Here is a 16,539-nt window from a genome sequence, read left to right as displayed (position 1 = left end):
TTTCCCACTTTACCGGGTTTTCCCCGGGACTCCTAATCGGGTCCGGAGGGGAGGAATTCGGACGCGCCGAATGACCCCTCTTAAGGGAAGATCATCGATAGTGGGTGCCGCTTCAGGGCGTTCGCCGCGTAGTGCGTCATGCGAAGCTGCCCTCTTCAAGCGGCTCGATCTACATTACGTCCCGCCGGTTCGAGCGTCAAGTGGCCTCCTGGCTCTTCCTCCGGCGCCTCGGCTGGTGGGCGCGGTACGGGCTGACCGTGGGGTCGTCCGCGAGCCAGAAGCGCCACGGGTGGACCGCGCCCTCGCCGCCGACGCCGGTGCGCGGGCCGTTCCTTATGGTCCCCGGTGCCCCGGGCCGGCCGGGGAGGACGGTCAGGGGTGCGGCGGGATCGCCCGAGCACAGGTCGGTGCCGTTCAGGGTGCGGTCGACGTCCAGCGCGGTGGCGAGTCGGGCCGGGCCCTTGGCCAGTTCCGCGTCGGAGCGGGCCTTGGGGCGTCGGTGCCTGGCCTGCTCCTGGCCTTCGAGGATCTCGCCGGCGCGCAGCAGCACACCGCTCGCGTGGCCTTCGGGGCCGCAGACGAGGTTCAGGCTGAACCACATGCCGTAGATGAAGTAGACGTAGGCGTGGCCGGGCGGGCCGAACATCGAGGCGTTCCGGTTCGTCTTGCCCCGGTAGGCGTGCGAGCCGGGGTCGGCTTCGCCCGCGTACGCCTCGACCTCGGTGATCCGCAACTGCATCGGCCCCTCCTGCGTCGTGCGTACCAGGACGCGGCCGAGGAGGTCCGGGGCGACGTCCAGCACGGGGCGGTCGAAGAAGGTGCGCGGCACACAGGTGTGGCCGTCCTCGGCGAGGGGCGTACGGTCTCGGCCTGCAAACATGCCGTCCGAGCGTACTGGAACCGGTGCGCTTCCAGATGGGGAGGAAAAGGTATGGGGTTGAAGAAGCTGTTCGCGAGCATGGGTGTCGGGGGTGCCTCGGTGGACACCGTGCTGCGCGAGCCGGACGCCGTTCCGGGCGGTGTGCTGCAGGGTGAGGTGCGGATCGAGGCGGGGTCCGTCGCGCAGGAGGTGCAAGGGCTCTCCGTCGGGCTCCAGGCGCGGGTCGAGGTGGAGACCGACGACGGGGAACTGAAGCAGAACATCGAGTTCGGCCGCCGGCAGCTGGGCGGGGCGGTGACGCTGGAGGCCGGGGCCTCGCACGCGGTGCCGTTCGGGCTGGACGTGCCGTGGGAGACGCCGATCACCACGTTCCTGGGTCAGCACCTGACCGGGATGCAGCTGGGGGTGACGACGGAGCTGGCGATCGCGCGGGCGGTGGACTCCACGGATCTGGACCCGGTGAGCATCCATCCGCTGCCGGCACAGCAGGCGATCCTCGACGCGTTCGGTGCGCTGGGCTTCCGCTTCAAGTCGGCCGACATGGAGAAGGGGCACATCCGGGGGACGCGGCAGCAGCTGCCCTTCTACCAGGAGATCGAGTTCTTCGCGCCCGAGCAGTACCGGGGGCTCAATCAGGTCGAGCTGTCGTTCGTCGCCGATGCCCGGGGGATGGACGTCGTGCTGGAGATGGACAAGAAGCCAGGGCTCTTCACCAGTGGGAGCGACAGCTACCGCGCCTTCCCGGTCGACTTCGCGACCTTCGAGCAGACGGACTGGGCCGGGTACATCAACCAGTGGCTGTCCGAGGTGGGCGGGAAGCGCAACTGGTTCTGAGCCGTCGGTGGCGGGCGCGGTGCTCCGGGGGTGGTCAGCCCAGCAGGATCGTCAGCGGGGTGTCGCGCACCGCCCAGAAGCCGACCGCGGCGGTGAAGACCTCCGCTGCCGCGGCGGCGTCCTGCGGGTCGGCCTCGGCGAAGGCGGTCCAGCTGGTTGCCAGTACGAGGTAGCCGGGCGCCTCGCCCCACCACGAGAGGTTGGTGAGGAGGTCGGCGAGGGCGTCCCAGTTGCGGCCGAAGTAGTCGGGGAGTTCGAGGCCGGTGGCGCAACGCTCCATGAACTCGGCCTTGTTGGTCACTCCTTCGAGGTCGACGACGGCGTCGACCCAGCCGGCGGCCTCGGCCTGCATCAGCGCGTCGGGGCCGACGGAGGGCAGTCGGTAGACGCCCGGGGGGACGGAGGAGTCGAAGAGACGCGGCAGGTCGTCCTGGGCCAGTTCGGGCAGTTCCACGGGGCTGGTCATCGTTGTCGCACCACCGCTTCGGTTCTCGTCGTGTCCGTCATATCCGGCGTATCTGTCGTGTCCGTCGGGGCGGCGGCAGGCATGGGGGTGGGGTTGTACTGCGCGTGCCGCCGTACCGGCCATGGTGGCAAAGAGAGGCTTCCCCGATCGTTAGGCTGGCCGTTTCAGCGATTCGCGTGACAGGAGGTTCCGACGTGGCCGACCAGCAACGGCGTCCGCTCCCCCATGACTTCCATCCGCCGGTGCCGTCGTTCTCGGTGACGAGCGACGATCTGGCGGACGGCGGCCATCTGGGTTCCGCACAGGTGTACGCGGAGGGCAACACCTCCCCGCATCTGCGCTGGGAGGGCTTTCCTCCGGAGACGAAGAGCTTCGCGGTCACCTGCTTCGACCCCGACGCTCCCACGGGGAGCGGATTTTGGCACTGGTCCGTCTTCGACATCCCGGCCTCGGTGACCGAGCTGCCGGCGGGCGCGGGAACCGGTGCCATGGAGGGGCTGCCCACCGGAGCGGTGCACGTCCGCAACGACTTCGGGACGCGGGACTTCGGCGGGGCCGCGCCGCCGCCCGGGGACGGTCCGCACCGCTATGTGTTCACGGTGTACGCCGTCGACAGTGAGAAGCTCGGGCCGGACGCGGATGCCACGCCGGCCGTCGTCGGCTTCAATCTGCGGTTCAAGACGGTGGCGCGTGCACAGCTGATCGGGGAGTTCGAGATCCCGGCACAGAGCTGACCGCGCTGACCGCGCCCTGTCGAAGATTCTTTTCCGGGTTACCGGTTCCGCCGGCCTCGGCGGCCCCCGCGGGGGCTGTCCGGGGCCGGTTTTATTGCGTTGCGTCCGCGGCGCGCGGGGCGCACAGTGTGGAGCAGGCAGTCGGCACCGCGCGGGTGTACTCCACCTACGCCGCGGGGGCGGCCCTGGCGCCTCATCCGCGCCGGCCGCCCGCCGGAGTCCGGATGGCTTCCGGATGACCGCGTCGGCTGCCGTCGGCGTTTCCGCACCCGCTGCCCTCCGCCTTTTCTCTCCCCTTCGCTTTCTTCGCTTCCCGCCCTTTCGCTCTTCCGAGGGCTCTTCAGCCCCTGCCCCTCTCCGGGCCACTGTGCCCTGTCCGCGTTCGCGGCCGCGTCATCTCCTGTACAGCGTAAGGAAATTGCGTTGTCGGCCCGCGTGAGCAGGGGCACAGTGGTGCTCGCCCGCCACGGGGGTGCGGGCGGCGTACGGGAACGCGCGGGACGGAGAGGTGGCCGGGATGCGGGACACGTTGGTGCTCAACGCGAGCTTCGAACCGTTGTCGACGGTGTCGCTGCGGCGTGCGGTGGTTCTCGTGATGCGCGAGAAGGCCGTCGTCGAGCAGTCGCATCCCGGTCTGCGGGTCCGTGCGGCGCAGCTGGAGCTTCCGGTGCCGCAGGTGATCCGGCTGTGCCGGTATGTACGGGTGCCGTTCCGACAACGTGCGCCGTGGTCGCGGCGGGGCGTCCTGGTGCGGGACCGGCACCGGTGTGCGTACTGCGGGCGCCGGGCGACCACGGTGGACCACATCGTGCCGCGCTCGCGGGGCGGCCGGGACACCTGGCTGAACACGGTCGCGGCCTGCTCGGCGGACAATCACCGCAAAGCGGACCGTACTCCGGCGCAGGCCGGGATGAGCCTGCTGGTCCAGCCGTTCGAGCCGACGCCGGCCGACGCACTGCTGCTGGCGCTGGGCCTTCAGGAGGGGGACGCGTTGCCTCCGTGGCTGACGGCTCCCGCCTCGGCGTAGACGTGGACGCCGACGTAGGCGACGGCGCACGGCGGCCACGGCCCGGGTGATGCAGAAGGGGCCGCTTCCCATCCGTACGGATGCGGAGCGGCCCCTTCGTCGTGCGGGGCGTCCGGCCGTGCCGTGCGCCGGTGGGGCGCCGGGCCGAAGCGGACGCGGCGCCACCGGAGTCGGCGCGGGCGTCAGGAGTCGAGCGGCGGCTGTTCGCGCGGGGGCTTGCTGACGCTCGGCGGCGAGGGCCGGGGGGCGGGGACGGCGGCGCCACCGCCGTTCCCGTCGCCGGGGCGGAAGTTGTCGAGCGCTCCGCCGAGGCCCTTGAGTGCGTCGCCGATCTCGCTGGGGACGATCCAGAGCTTGTTGGCGTCGCCCTCGGCGATCTTCGGGAGCATCTGGAGGTACTGGTAGGAGAGCAGCTTCTGGTCCGGGTCACCGGCGTGGATGGACTCGAAGACGGTGCGGATCGCCTGGGCCTCACCTTCGGCGCGCAGGGCCGCCGAGCGCGACTCACCTTCGGCGCGCAGGATGGCGGACTGCTTCTCGCCCTCCGCGGTGAGGATCGCGGATTGCCGTACACCTTCGGCCTGGAGGATCGCGGCGCGCTTGTCGCGGTCGGCGCGCATCTGCTTCTCCATGGAGTCCTGGATGGAGGTGGGCGGCTCGATGGCCTTCAGCTCGACGCGGTTGACGCGGATGCCCCACTTGCCGGTGGCCTCGTCGAGGACGCCGCGCAGGGCGGCGTTGATCTCCTCGCGGGAGGTGAGCGTCCGCTCCAGGTCCATGCCGCCGATGATGTTGCGGAGGGTGGTGACGGTGAGCTGCTCGATCGCCTGGATGTAGCTGGCCACCTCGTAGGTCGCCGCACGGGCGTCGGTCACCTGGTAGTAGATGACGGTGTCGATGTTCACCACCAGGTTGTCCTGGGTGATCACCGGCTGCGGGGGGAAGGGCACGACCTGTTCACGGAGGTCGACGCGGTTGCGGACCGTGTCGATGAACGGGACGACGATGTTGAGGCCCGCGTTGAGCGTGCGCGTGTAGCGCCCGAAGCGTTCGACGATCGCCGCACTCGCCTGCGGGATGACCTGGATCGTCTTGATGAGTGCGATGAAGACCAGCACCACCAGGATGATCAGGACAATGATGATGGCGTCCATCGCCTCGCCCCCTGCCGTGTTGTCAAGAACTGCCGCTCGTGCCGTTGCTCACGGGTCATCACATCACGACCGCGGTCGCTCCGTCGATCTCGACCACGTCCACCTGACTGCCCGGCTCGTAGCTCTCGCCAGCGTCCAGCGAGCGCGCCGACCAGACCTCTCCCGCAAGCTTGATCCGCCCCCCGTGGCCGTCGACCTTCTCCAGCACCAGTGCCTGGCGGCCCTTGAGCGCCTCCACTCCGCTGGCCATCTCCGGCCGTTCGCTGCGCATGCGCCGGGCGATCGGACGGACGGCGAGGATCAACGCCGTGGAGACGATCGCGAAGACGACGACCTGGAGCACGGGGCCCGCTCCGAGCCCTGCTGTGACCGCGCCCGCCACCGCGCCGACCGCGAGCATGCCGAACTCCGGCATCGCGGTGACGACGAGCGGAATTCCCAGCGCCGCAGCGCCTATGAGCCACCACACCCATGCATCCACACGGCCATGGTAGGCGTGCGATCAGCGCAGCGGCAGGCCCTGTGCGGTCCAGCGGCCGCCGTTCTCCTCGACGACCAGCGGAAGTCCGAAACACAGCGAGAGGTTGCGGGAGGTCAGCTCCGTCTCCAGCGGGCCAGCGGCCAGCACCTGTCCCTGGCGGAGCATCAGGACGTGGGTGAAGCCCGGCGGGATCTCCTCGACATGGTGGGTGACCATCAGCATCGACGGGGCGTAGGCGTCGCGCGCGAGGCGGCCGAGACGGCGGACGAGGTCCTCACGGCCGCCGAGGTCGAGCCCGGCCGCCGGCTCGTCGAGCAGCAGCAGTTCGGGGTCGGTCATCATCGCGCGGGCGATCATGGTCCGCTTGCGCTCGCCCTCGGAGAGGGTGCCGAATCTGCGCTCCAGATGCTCGGACATGCCCAGGCGGTCGAGGAAGGCGAGTGCGCGCTCCTCGTCGACCTTCTCGTAGCTCTCCTGCCAGTGCGCCGTCATGCCGTAGGCGGCGGTCAGCACCGTCTCCAACACCGTCTGCCGGCGGGGCAGCTTTTCGGCCATCGCGATGCTGGCCATGCCGACGCGGGGGCGCAGCTCGAACACGTCGACGTCACCGAGGCGTTCGCCCAGGATCGAGGCGGTGCCGCTGGTCGGGAAGAGGTAGGTGGAGGCGATGTTGAGGAGGGTCGTCTTCCCGGCGCCGTTGGGGCCGAGGATCACCCAGCGCTCGCCCTCCTTGACCGACCAGGAGACATCGTCCACCAGAGCACGTCCGTCGCGGACCACGGATACGTCCACCAGCTCCAGTACTTCGCTCATGAGCGCGCTGTCTCCTATGCCTGTCGCGTTTCGGTGCCTGTGGGCACATTCCCCAGGGGAAAACCTACGCCACCGTGTGCGAAGCGTGTTCCCTAGGCTGGGGTCATGCTCGACGAACCTCGTTCGGGGCGGCTGGCCGCCTGGGGAAACGCACTGCTCGCCGGACTCGTCTCGCCCGACGAGGCCGCGGAACGCATCACGGGGGAGGACGCCCTGCACCGGGTGGCGCTTCCCGAGGCCGACGCCGAACCGGCCGGGCTGACGCTCGCGCTCGGCCGGCTGCGCGCGATGGGCGCCACGGGGCTGCGGATCGCGCTGCCGGTGCCGGGCCATCCGCTCGGCCTGAGCGGGCCGCCGGAGTTCAACGCCCGGGCCCTGGAGGCCGGGGAGGCCGTGCTGGTGGACGGGGCCGCGCTGGGCCTCGTCCCGCTGCTGTGGGAGGCGGGCCCGCCCGGGGGCGAGCCGGCGCCCGAGGACGTGCACACCGAAGTGGTCTGGGAGTGCCTGCCCGTTCGCCAGGCGCCGCCGGCCGATGTGCCGTCGCTGGCGGAGGCCGAGCGGGAGCTGGCCGAGGGCATGCGGGAGGCGACCGAGGTGCTGACCCGGCTGGACGTGGCCGGATCCGGACCGGTGGCGGACGCGGCCCTGGACGCCTACCGGGCGCGGGCCGAGGCGGGCCGCCGGCTGCTGGCGCCCGGGTATCCGCCGCGTGCGGTGCGGGTCCTGGAGCTGGCACAGCGGGTGAGCGCGCTCGTCGCGATCGCGCACGGCGGGGGCGGTGACGGCCGGGAGCACGGCGGCGCGGTCAGCGCGGCCCAGATGGCGGCGCGCACCGAGGCGTTGCGGCCGGTGGAGCGGACGGCCCGCCGGGCCCAGGTGGCGGCGTACAACGCGTACGCGGAGGAGCTGGAGCGGCGGCGCGAGGGCGGACGGCCCTGACGCCCGAGCCGACGGGTGACGGGCCCGGCGGCAGGCCGCTTCCGGTGCCGCGGGGCCCCGCGGAGCTGTCCTCCGCGGGGCCCGTGCGGCCGGTCCGTCGGCGCCGGGTGTGTGCAGCGGTGCGCCGGCGGCTCTCCGCGCGGGGAGGTCCTCAGAGGTTCAGGCCCTGGTTGCCGAAGGCCGGGTTGAGGACGCCGATGACGTTGACGCTGTTGCCGACGGCGTTGACCGGGACGTGGACCGGCGCCTGCACGAGGTTGCCGGAGACGACGCCGGGCGAGTTCACGGCCTGGCCGTTTGCGGCGCCACTGGCGAGAGCGGAGCCCGCTCCGGCGCCGGTGACGACACCGGCGGCCGCGACGACGAGGGCGGCCTTCTTGACGGTGTGCTTGGCGTTCATGGGTGTTCTCCTGTACATGCGGCCCCGGGCTGAGGGCCGTGTGATGGACGGCGTCCGCCGGCGGGGGCCGGTGACTGCCTCAGTTGCTGAGCGGCTCAGTTGTTGAACGAGCTGTTGCCGAACGCCGGGTTGAGGACACCGACGACGTTCACGCTGTTGCCCGTGAGGTTGACCGGGACGTGCACCGGCACCTGAGCGGTGTTGCCGGAGGCGACGCCGGGCGAGTTGGCGGCGAGGCCCTGCGCACCGCTCTGCGCGCAGGCCGCGCCCGCGCCGGCGGCCAGGACGCCGACGGTCGCTGCCGAAAGACCCACGGCCTTCTTCAGGTTGTTCACTGTGACCCTCCTTGCGACAGCCGCGGCTTCGGCGCCGCGGCACGTCATGGTGAACGGACCATCGGCAAGGAGGATGCGCCGAAAAGATGACGACCACACGACGGTATGAATCCTGCGGTGACAGGCACGGCAGTTCGGTTCCCGGGCGGGGCCCGCGGCCCGCCGTCAGCTGCCGGTGATGCCGTGCCGTACCGCCCAGAGCGCGGCCTGGGTGCGGTCGGCGAGGTCGAGTTTCATCAGGATGTTGGAGACGTGCGTCTTCACCGTCTTCTCCGAGAGCACCAGGGCCCGCGCGATCTCGCGGTTGGAGCGGCCGTCCGCTATCAGACCGAGGACCTCGCGCTCCCGCTCGGTGAGCGAGGGGCCGCGGCCGCCCGAGGTGTGCTCGCCCGCCAACAGGGCGCCCGCGACCTCGGGTTGCAGGAGCACGTGCCCGGCGTGCACGGAACGGATCGCTCCGGCCAGCGCGTCCGGATCCACGTCCTTGTAGACGTATCCGGCCGCGCCCGCGCGCAGGGCCGGGACGACGGTGCGCTGCTCGGTGAAGCTGGTGACGATCAGCACACGGGCGGGGTTGCCGCGCTGCCGCAGCACGCGGAGCGCTTCCACTCCGTCGGTGCCCGGCATCTTGACGTCCATGAGGACGACGTCCGGGCGCAGTTCCTCGGCCCGGGCGATGCCCTCGTCGCCGTCGGCGGCCTCGCCCACCACCTCGATGTCCTCCTGGATCTCCAGGAACGTGCGCAGTCCGCGGCGGACGACCTGGTGGTCGTCGACCAGCAGGACGCGGATGGGATCAGCCACCGGGCACCTCCATTTCGACAGCGGTGCCCTTGCCGGGCTCCGACTGGACGGTCAGCTTCCCGCCGACGCCCGCCGCCCTGTCCCGCATCGAGACGAGCCCGAGGTGGCGGCCCGCGCTGCGCTCGGCGTCCGGATCGAAGCCCGAGCCGTCGTCGGTCACGGTCAGGACGGCGGCCGGGCCGCGCCGGGTGAGGGCGACGCACACGCGGGAGGCGCCGGCGTGCCGCAGGGCGTTGTGCAGGGCCTCCTGGGCCACCCGCAGCAGGGCCTCCTCCTGGGCGGCGGGCAGGGCGCGCACGCCCTCGCAGGTGAAGGACACCTCGGCGCTGTGCGCGCGGTCGAGGACCTGCGCCTGGGTGCGCAGCGTCGCGACGAGGCCGTCCTCGTCGAGCCCGGCGGGGCGCATCTCGACGACGGCGGCACGCAGTTCGTCGGCGGCCTCGGCGGAGAGCCGGGCGACCTCGCGCAGCTCCGCCTTGGCCCGGGCCGGGTCGCGGTCGACGAGCGCGGTGGCCGCCTGCGCGGTCAGCCGCAGGGAGAAGAGCTTCTGGGCGACGGCGTCGTGCAGTTCGTGGCCGATACGGGCGCGTTCGCCGGCGATGGTCAGCTCGCGGCTGCGTTCGTGGAGCCGTGCGTTGGTGAGGGCGATGGCCGCGTGCTGGGCGAGCAGCCGGAGCAGTTCCTCGTCCTGCGCGGTGAACGCGCAGGAGCCGGTGCGGCTGGGCGCGCGGCCCGGCGGGCAGCGCTTGTTGGCGAGGAACAGGGCGCCCAGCACCTCCTCGCCGTCCGCGATGGGCATACCGAGGAAGTCGGCCAGCTCGGGGTGGGCGTCGGGCCAGCCGCCGAAGCGGGGGTCCGTGCGGACGTCGGCGAGGCGCTGCGGGGTGGCATCGCGCAGCATCGCGGCGAGGATGCCGTGCTGGCGGGGCAGCGGGCCGATCCGGCGCCACTGCTCCTCGCTGACGCCGGCGACGACGAACTGGGCGAAACCGCCCTGGTCGTCGGGGACGCCGAGGGCGGCGTACTCGGCGTCGAGCAGCTCGCGTGCGGAGGCGACGATCGTCTGGAGGACGTCGCGCACTTGCAGCTGTCTGTTCATCGCCAGCAGCGCCGCGCTCACGGCGGCGAATCCGGACCCGGGGAGCATGCCGCAACCGTACTCGCGGGGTCCGTCACCGGGGATCGGGCAGGCGGCGGGCGGTCGCGGGGCGGTGGTCCTAGGACCGGCGACGCAGACCCGGCTGTGAGGACTCCCACAGGGCCCGGGCGCGCTACGAAGCCCGGTAGTGGAGCCGCAAGGGGGCTGACGGCGCGGGACGGGAGAACCCGGACGGGTCACTACGAAGCAGGCTCGTAGCGGGGCTCTGCCCGTCGCTTTGCCGTGCGTGGCGAGGCGCTCCAAGAATGTCGCCCGCCGCAGTCAGCGGCCGCAGGATCCGCGGGTCCCGGCAGGGCCCGCACGTCCCGCGCATGCCGCACCACGAAAGAGGTCACCCCCGTATGTCCGCGCCCTCCCCCGGTCCGTCCCCGCATCCGCCCGCCTCGCACCGCGGGCCGCGCCGCTTCAGCAGGTTGCAGAAGGTCTCGGCGGCGACGGGGATCGCGGCGGTGGGGGTCACCGCGCTGGCGTTCGGGACGGCCTCCTCGGGCGGCGGCTCGCAGGACGCACACGTGGCGGAGCCGGCGACGGGCACACAGCTGGTCGCGGTCTCCCGCGCCGCACAGCAGCAGCACGAGAGCATCGGGCGGCAGTCCGCGCGGATGCAGCAGCAGCTGCGCGAGGAGAAGCGCGCTGCTCGCAAGACGGCGGAGAAGCGCGCTGCCGCACGCGAGAAGGCCCGGGCCGAGCGCGAGGAGCGGGCGGCGAAGGCCGCGGAGCGGGAGCGGCGTTCCCGCGCGGAGGCCAGCCGCTCGGCCCGGCGCTCCGCAGCCCCGGGAGCCACCGCCTCGCCGCGGCCCGCGGCGCCCACGGGCTCGCCGCGGGAGATCGCCCGCCAGCTCATCGGCGACGAGGCGCAGTTCCGGTGCTTCTCCCGGATCGTCGAGCGGGAGAGCGGCTGGAACGTGACGGCGCAGAACCCCAGCAGCGGGGCCTACGGCCTCGTGCAGGCGCTGCCCGGGACGAAGATGGCCTCGGCCGGGGCCGACTGGCGGACCAACCCGGCCACGCAGATCAAGTGGGGCCTCGGCTACATGAAGGAGACCTACGGCAGCCCGTGCGGTGCCTGGTCGTTCTGGCAGTCGCACCAGGCGTACTGAGCCGGCTGCCGCGTCCGCGGGCCGTCCGACGGCCGTCAGCCGGTCGCCGGCCCGTCCCGGGGCACAGATGCCGGAGGGCGGTACCCGGCCGGGTACCGCCCTCCGACTGCCGTGCGGCAGAGGTCACTTGCGCATGATCTCCGGCTCGTGCCGGCGCAGCAGGCGGATGACGACGAAGCCGCACAGGACGCCCATGACGACGAGGATGCCGACGTCCATCGCCCACTGGTCGAGGGAGTGCTCCCACAGCGGGTCGACATTGGTGGGGTCCGTCTTGTCCTGCGGCATCAGACGGCCGAGTTCCGTGGTGGTGCCCAGCGCGGCGATGGCCCAGCGGGAAGGCATCAGCCAGGCCAGCTGCTCGACGCCGGGGCTGTCGAACAGCTTGAAGAGGATGCCGGTGAACACGACCTGGACGACGGCGAACAGCACGAGCAGGATCATCGTCTTCTCGGAGGTCTTCACCAGCGAGGAGATGATCAGGCCGAACATCATCGAGGTGGCGCCGAGCACCATCATCACCAGGCCCATCTCGATGGCCGGGTTGGTGACGAGCAGCCCCTCCTCGGGCAGATCCCGGGGGAAGAAGCCGACGGCGCACATCAGGACGCCCTGGATGGCCGCGACCACACCGAGGACGATCACCTTCGACATCAGATACGCCGAGCGGGACAGGCCGGTGGCGCGTTCCCGCTCGTAGATGACCCGTTCCTTGATCAGCTCACGGACGGAGTTGGCGGCGCCGGAGAAACAGGCACCGATCGCCAGGATGAGCAGGATCGGGCCCGCGTCCCCGTTCGTCTTGCCCATCGGTGCCGTCAGCCCGTACTCCGACGGCATCAGTGTGCTGACGAGACCGAGCAGCAGCGGCGTCACGAAGGACAGCACCAAGAAGGCGCGGTCCGAGGAGATGACGGACACGTACCGTCTGATCAGCGTCCACAGCTGGGAGCCCCAGCTCTGCGGCTTCTGGAGTCTGCTGGGCTGGAGTGCCTGGCCGTACGGGTCGGGCTGCTGGGCCGTGCCGGGGTGGGGAGCGCCAGGCGCGTTGGCGGCATTGGCTGCTGCGTTGTCCAGGTCGGCCGCGTACATCTGGTAGTGCTGCGACCCCTGCCAGCGGCCCATCCAGTCGTAGTCGCGGTAGTTCTCGAAGGCCGAGAAGACATCCGCCCAGGAGTCGTAGCCGAAGAAGTTGAGCGCTTCCTCCGGCGGGCCGAAGTAGGCCACACCGCCGCCGGGGGCCATCACCAGCAGCTTGTCGCACAGCTGGAGTTCGGCCACCGAGTGCGTGACCACGAGGACCGTGCGGCCGTCGTCGGCCATGCCGCGCAGCAGCTGCATGACGTCGCGGTCCATGCCCGGATCGAGGCCCGAGGTGGGCTCGTCCAGGAAGATCAGCGACGGCTTGGTGAGCAGCTCCAGGGCGACCGAGACCCGCTTGCGCTGGCCGCCGGAGAGGGAGGTGACGCGCTTGTCGGCGTGGATGTCCAGCTTCAGCTCGGCCAGCACCTCCTCCACGCGCGCGTTGCGCTCGGCTTCCGCGACGTCTCCGGGGAAGCGGAGCTTGGCGGCGTACCGCAGCGCTGTGCGGACCTTGAGCTCCTTGTGCAGGATGTCGTCCTGCGGGACGAGCCCGATGCGCTGGCGCAGCTCGGCGAACTGCTTGTACAGGTTCCGGTTGTCGTAGAGGACCTCACCGGCGTCCGCGGGGCGGTAGCCGGTCAGCGCCCGCAGCAGTGTGGACTTTCCGGAGCCGGACGGGCCGATCACGCCTATGAGCGACTTCTCCGGCACCCCGAACGTCACGTTGTTCAGGATGACCTTGCCGCCGTCCACCTTCACGGTGAGGTTGCGGGCGGAGAAGGAGACCTCGCCGGTGTCGACGAACTCCTCCAGGCGGTCGCCGACCAGCCGGAAGGTGGAGTGGCCGACGCCGACGATGTCCTGCGGCGTGATGACCGCGGAGCCGGACTTGGGCAGCGGCTGGCCGTTGACGTAGGTGCCGTTGTGGCTGCCCAGGTCGTGGATCTCGCACCGGCCGTCGGGCGAGGCCCGGAACTCCGCGTGGTGCCGGGAGACCTGGAGGTCGGAGACCACCAGCTCGTTCTCCAGGGCACGGCCGATACGCATGATGCGGCCGAGCGACAGCTGGTGGAAGGTCGTCGGGCTGCGGTCGCCGCCCGGCTGCTGTGCACCGTGCTGCGCTCCGGGGCCGCCCTGCGGTGGCACCCCGGGAGCGCCCTGCGGCTGCATCTGCGGCATCTGCTGCTGCGCGGGCGCCGGCTGCTGCATCTGCTGCGGGGCCATCTGCTGCTGAGGCGGCGCCTGCTGTGGCATCTGCTGCTGTGCGTACTGACCGCCCGGCGCCTGCTGGGCGTACTGCGGCTGCTGTGCCTGCTGCGGCATCTGCGCCTGCTGCGGGTGCGCACCCTGAGGCGGCTGCTGCCAGCCGGCCTGCTGCTGTCCGGCCCAGCCGGCGCCCGGCTGCTGCTGTGCCTGCCCCGGCACGGCCTGCGGTGCGGCCTGGGCCTGCTGCGGTGCGGCCTGGGCGGCGCTGTACGCCCCGCCGGGCTGTCCGCCGCCGCCCGGTGCGCCGCCGGAGAAGGTGAGCTGCGGCCCGTCGGTCGCGTTGCCCAGGTGCACGCTCATCCCCGGCGCCAGCTCCAGCTGCTGGAGCCGTCGCCCTTGCACATAGGTGCCGTTGGTGCTGCCGTGGTCCTCAATGACCCAGCTGCGCCCTCCCCAGCGCACTGTGGCATGCCGCCAGGAGACCCTGGCGTCCTCGATGACCACATCACCCTGCGGATCCCGCCCGAGGGTGTAGGCCCTGGACGGGTCGAGCGTCCAGGTCTGTCCATTCAATTCCAGTACGAGTTCCGGCACTCCATGCCCCACAAAGTTGTCCCCCGAGGTACCCCCTGCGCGTGAGGGAGTCTAGGGATGGCGAACGTCGTGAGGGCACTATTCCAGGCCAGACGGCCCGACAGGAAGTCGGGCCGGGAGAGCGCATCCGGGCTGTGACATGGCCGTCCCGAAAAGCCGTCCAACGGCATCAGCGGTGACGAAGGACTCCAAGGGGCAGGTTTCCGGACACGGGCGGAACGGCACCCCGCCCCGTTCCCCGGCCGGGTCCGGCGCGGCCCGCCCCGCAGGCGCACAAAGGCCCCGGCACCGGGCCCGGCGGGGTCCGTGTCACCCGTCGGCTGTACTGTGAAAGGACCATGAGCGCATCTGTGGACCTGCCTCCCTCGTACGCCGACACTCCGACGCTCCTCGTCAAGATCTTCGGCAAGGACAGGCCCGGGATCACCGCCGGGCTCTTCGACACCCTGGCCGCCTTCGCCGTGGACGTCGTCGACATCGAACAGCTCGTCACCCGTGGCCGTATAACGCTGTGCGCCCTCGTGACCTCCCCCAGTACCGGAACGGGCACGGAGGGTGAACTACGGGCGACGGTGCACAGCTGGGCCGAGTCCGTCGGCATGGAAGCCGAGATCATCTCCGGCGTCGGGGACAACCGGCCGCGCGGCACGGGGCGTTCCCATGTGACGGTCCTCGGGCACCCGCTCACCGCGGAGTCGACGGCCGCCATAGCGGCCAGCATCACCTCGACCGGCGGCAACATCGACCGCATCTTCCGGCTCGCCAAGTACCCGGTGCTCGCTGTCGAGTTCGACGTCTCCGGCCCGCCGACCGCCCATCTGCGCACCTCGCTGGCGCTGGAGGCGGCCCGGTACGGGGTGGACGTCGCGGTGGTCGCCTCCGGGTTGCAGCGCCGGGCCCAGCGTCTGGTGGTCATGGACGTCGACTCCACGCTCATCCAGGACGAGGTCATCGAGATGTTCGCGGCCCACGCGGGCTGCGAGGCCGAGGTCGCCGAGGTGACGGCCCGGGCCATGCGCGGCGAGCTGGACTTCGAGCAGTCGCTGCACGCCCGGGTCGAGCTGCTGGCGGGGCTGGACGCCTCGGTGGTGGACAAGGTCCGCGAGGAGGTCCGGCTGACCCCCGGGGCGCGCACGCTCGTCCGTACGCTCAAGCGGCTCGGTTTCCAGGTGGGCGTCGTCTCCGGCGGCTTCACACAGGTGACCGACGCGCTCCAGGAGGAGCTGGGGCTGGACTTCGCCTCGGCCAACACCCTGGAGATCGTCGACGGAAAGCTCACCGGCCGCGTCGTCGGCGAGGTCGTCGACCGGGCGGGCAAGGCCCGGCTGCTGCGCCGGTTCGCCGCGGAGGCGGGGGTTCCGCTGGCCCAGACCGTGGCCATCGGCGACGGCGCCAACGATCTGGACATGCTCAACGCGGCCGGGCTGGGGGTGGCCTTCAACGCCAAGCCGCTCGTGCGGGAGGCCGCGCACACCTCGGTCAACGTGCCCTTCCTGGACACCGTGCTGTACCTGCTCGGGATCACCCGGGAAGAGGTCGAGGCCGCCGACATCGAGGACAGCATGGAGGGGGCCGACGGCCTGCTGGGCGAGGACGGACCCCGCGGCGGGGACGGCTCCCGGGACGGGGACGCGCCCCGGAGCGCGTCCGGCGAGGACTCCTCGGCCCCCGCCCCGGCCTGAGCCGCCGCCCCGGCTGCGGCGCATCGGCTGCCGCCCGGACGTCGGCGCCCGGCACCGGGTCGGCGCGCGGGCCGGAGGCGGTGCCGGGCGTGAGGGGTCGCGGAGAGGGCGTGCAGGGGTCGTCAAGGGGTGGGGTCCGGGCCGGGCGCCGGTCGCGTCCGGTGGGCCGGGTGCCGGACCGGTGGCGCGGAGGCCGGGCGCGGTCCGGCGGTCAGGGGCGCGTCAGGAGTGCGGGGTCCAGAAGGCCGTCAGCTCGGCGCTGCCCGGCTCCACGGACTTCCAGGGGCCGCTGAAGCGCAGCACCGCGACGGCGGCGGTGGGGAAACCCCGCTCCAGCCGGGCCCGCGCCTCCTCCTGTGCGCTGCCCGCCACCAGGTCGGCGACCGCCTGCATGCCGGGGTTGTGCCCGATGACGAGCAAGTCCCTTACCTCGTCGGGGGTTTCGTTGACGACTTCGATGATCTGGCCGGGCGGCGCCTCGTAGAGCCGCTCCTCGTACACCGTCTTCGGGCGGTGCGGAAGGTGCTGGACGACGAGCTTCCAGGTCTCGCGGGTGCGGGTCGCCGTGGAGCACAGGGTGCGCTGCGGGGACAGGCCCTGGGCGGCGATCCACTCCCCGGCGAGCGGGGCCTCCTGGCGCCCTCTGTCCGCGAGGGGCCGCTCGTGATCGGCGACCTGGGGCCAGTCCGCCTTAGCGTGCCGGAGAAGGACGATACTGCGGGGCACATCGACGCTCATACTCCCCAGCTTCGCACGAAACCGGCCGCCGGGCGCGGGGTGTTGAGGCGGCTGCCCGGCACGGGTGACGGACGGTGATCCGGCGTGTGCGCGGGGCCGGAAGGGCCGGG

Annotated in this window: 17 protein-coding genes; 6 read left to right on the top strand and 11 right to left on the bottom strand. The window is 71.8% G+C overall.

The features are described 5' to 3' along the window. Positions 1-196 precede the first annotated feature (196 nt). The gene (locus tag SCA03_RS31070; protein ID WP_086815062.1) at positions 197-880 is read right to left on the bottom strand and encodes a DNA-3-methyladenine glycosylase; all 684 of its coding nucleotides are present in this window, start codon (positions 878-880) and stop codon (positions 197-199) included. A 51-nt stretch (positions 881-931) separates the two neighbouring features. On the opposite strand from SCA03_RS31070, the gene SCA03_RS31065 reads away from it, so the two are divergent. Beyond that, positions 932-1,714, top strand: coding sequence for a sporulation protein (locus tag SCA03_RS31065; RefSeq protein ID WP_030884993.1), 783 nt, complete (start codon positions 932-934; stop codon positions 1,712-1,714). Between the two features lie 34 nt (positions 1,715-1,748). Here SCA03_RS31065 and SCA03_RS31060 read toward each other — a convergent pair whose 3' ends face one another. Then, a complete protein-coding gene (locus tag SCA03_RS31060) occupies positions 1,749-2,180 on the bottom strand; it encodes a barstar family protein (RefSeq protein WP_030884994.1) in 432 nt (143 codons plus the stop codon). Between the two features lie 194 nt (positions 2,181-2,374). Between SCA03_RS31060 and SCA03_RS31055 the strand changes: the two genes are divergently transcribed. Together SCA03_RS31055 and SCA03_RS31050 are read left to right on the top strand one after the other, a co-directional pair. Continuing rightward, positions 2,375-2,914 carry a YbhB/YbcL family Raf kinase inhibitor-like protein gene (locus SCA03_RS31055; RefSeq protein WP_030884996.1) on the top strand — a complete coding sequence of 180 codons (540 nt, stop codon included), beginning with the start codon at positions 2,375-2,377 and terminating at the stop codon, positions 2,912-2,914. A gap of 517 nt (positions 2,915-3,431) precedes the next feature. After that, positions 3,432-3,941 (top strand): HNH endonuclease, encoded by a 510-nt coding sequence (locus SCA03_RS31050; RefSeq protein WP_030884999.1) that lies wholly within the window; start codon positions 3,432-3,434, stop codon positions 3,939-3,941. Positions 3,942-4,123: 182 nt separating this feature from the next. Here SCA03_RS31050 and SCA03_RS31045 read toward each other — a convergent pair whose 3' ends face one another. Genes SCA03_RS31045 through SCA03_RS31035 form a run of 3 tightly spaced genes read right to left on the bottom strand, consistent with a single transcriptional unit; the run spans position 4,124 to position 6,389 of the window. Further along, on the bottom strand, positions 4,124-5,095 hold the full coding sequence (locus SCA03_RS31045) for an SPFH domain-containing protein (RefSeq protein WP_030885002.1): 972 nt from the start codon (positions 5,093-5,095) through the stop codon (positions 4,124-4,126). 58 nt (positions 5,096-5,153) lie between these two features. Next, the gene (locus SCA03_RS31040; protein WP_030885004.1) at positions 5,154-5,576 is read right to left on the bottom strand and encodes an NfeD family protein; all 423 of its coding nucleotides are present in this window, start codon (positions 5,574-5,576) and stop codon (positions 5,154-5,156) included. 21 nt (positions 5,577-5,597) lie between these two features. Continuing rightward, on the bottom strand, positions 5,598-6,389 hold the full coding sequence (locus SCA03_RS31035) for an ABC transporter ATP-binding protein (RefSeq protein ID WP_030885007.1): 792 nt from the start codon (positions 6,387-6,389) through the stop codon (positions 5,598-5,600). Positions 6,390-6,494: 105 nt separating this feature from the next. Here SCA03_RS31035 and SCA03_RS31030 point away from each other — a divergent pair, with 105 nt between their 5' ends. Beyond that, entirely contained in the window at positions 6,495-7,328 is an 834-nt protein-coding gene (locus SCA03_RS31030; RefSeq protein WP_030885009.1) for an Rv1486c family protein, read from the top strand. Positions 7,329-7,479: 151 nt separating this feature from the next. On the opposite strand, the gene SCA03_RS31025 is transcribed toward SCA03_RS31030, so the two are convergent. The 4 genes from SCA03_RS31025 to SCA03_RS31010 form a co-directional block, all read right to left on the bottom strand. Continuing rightward, complete coding sequence (locus tag SCA03_RS31025) at positions 7,480-7,728, bottom strand: chaplin (protein ID WP_030885012.1); 249 nt, start codon at positions 7,726-7,728, stop codon at positions 7,480-7,482. 95 nt (positions 7,729-7,823) lie between these two features. Beyond that, positions 7,824-8,111, bottom strand: a complete 288-nt coding sequence (locus tag SCA03_RS31020) for a chaplin (RefSeq protein ID WP_063764616.1) — start codon at positions 8,109-8,111, stop codon at positions 7,824-7,826. 117 nt (positions 8,112-8,228) lie between these two features. After that, a complete protein-coding gene (locus tag SCA03_RS31015) occupies positions 8,229-8,867 on the bottom strand; it encodes a response regulator (protein WP_030885017.1) in 639 nt (212 codons plus the stop codon). Beyond that, complete coding sequence (locus SCA03_RS31010; RefSeq protein WP_030885020.1) at positions 8,860-10,014, bottom strand: GAF domain-containing sensor histidine kinase; 1,155 nt, start codon at positions 10,012-10,014, stop codon at positions 8,860-8,862. Before SCA03_RS31010 ends, SCA03_RS31015 begins: the two co-directional genes overlap by 8 nt. A gap of 353 nt (positions 10,015-10,367) precedes the next feature. Between SCA03_RS31010 and SCA03_RS31005 the strand changes: the two genes are divergently transcribed. Further along, positions 10,368-11,126: an aggregation-promoting factor C-terminal-like domain-containing protein gene (locus tag SCA03_RS31005; RefSeq protein WP_086815061.1), complete on the top strand. Its 759-nt coding sequence runs from the start codon at positions 10,368-10,370 to the stop codon at positions 11,124-11,126. A 123-nt stretch (positions 11,127-11,249) separates the two neighbouring features. Here the strand turns inward: SCA03_RS31005 and SCA03_RS31000 are convergent, their stop codons facing one another. Further along, positions 11,250-14,009 (bottom strand): ABC transporter ATP-binding protein/permease, encoded by a 2,760-nt coding sequence (locus SCA03_RS31000; protein WP_086815060.1) that lies wholly within the window; start codon positions 14,007-14,009, stop codon positions 11,250-11,252. 338 nt (positions 14,010-14,347) lie between these two features. On the opposite strand from SCA03_RS31000, the gene serB reads away from it, so the two are divergent. Next, complete coding sequence (serB, locus tag SCA03_RS30995; protein WP_230989020.1) at positions 14,348-15,691, top strand: phosphoserine phosphatase SerB; 1,344 nt, start codon at positions 14,348-14,350, stop codon at positions 15,689-15,691. A 222-nt stretch (positions 15,692-15,913) separates the two neighbouring features. Here serB and SCA03_RS30990 read toward each other — a convergent pair whose 3' ends face one another. Beyond that, positions 15,914-16,429: a SixA phosphatase family protein gene (locus SCA03_RS30990; protein ID WP_030885032.1), complete on the bottom strand. Its 516-nt coding sequence runs from the start codon at positions 16,427-16,429 to the stop codon at positions 15,914-15,916. Positions 16,430-16,539 lie beyond the last annotated feature (110 nt).

It is taken from the genome of Streptomyces cacaoi (assembly GCF_006539165.1).
In the GTDB taxonomy this organism is placed as follows: Bacteria; Actinomycetota; Actinomycetes; order Streptomycetales; family Streptomycetaceae; genus Streptomyces; species Streptomyces cacaoi.
This window is presented reverse-complemented; position numbering and strand designations above follow the sequence as displayed.